Below are 365 nucleotides of genomic sequence, written 5' to 3'. Positions count from 1 at the left end.
CCTGGTCGACGTCCTTCCAGGGGCTCTGCATCTCGATCAGTTCGGCCTTGAAGGTGCCGTTCAGGGCCTCGGCCATCGCGTTGTCGTACGAGTCCGCGACGGAGCCGACGGAGGCGGAGGCGCCGATGTCGGCGAGCCGGTCGGTATACCGAATTGACACGTATTGCGACCCGCGGTCGCTGTGGTGTATCAGTCCGGAGCCCTTCTTGATCCGACGTCGCCAGAGCGCCATCTCCAGTGCGTCCAGTGGGAGTTCGGTCCGCATGTGGTTCGCGACCTGCCAGCCGACGATCATCCGCGAGTACACGTCGAGGACGAACGCCACATACGCCCATCCCGACCAGGTGCGGACATAGGTCATGTCC

General features: G+C 64.1%; 1 protein-coding gene. It reads right to left on the bottom strand.

Annotated features, from left to right (window positions below; all coding sequences use genetic code 11):
• On the bottom strand, positions 1 to 365 hold a 365-nt coding region (locus ACLF6P_RS29995; RefSeq protein WP_415954570.1), incomplete at both ends, for a transposase.

This window comes from Streptomyces lothianensis (assembly GCF_047779955.1).
In the GTDB taxonomy this organism is placed as follows: Bacteria; Actinomycetota; Actinomycetes; order Streptomycetales; family Streptomycetaceae; genus Streptomyces.
This window is presented reverse-complemented; position numbering and strand designations above follow the sequence as displayed.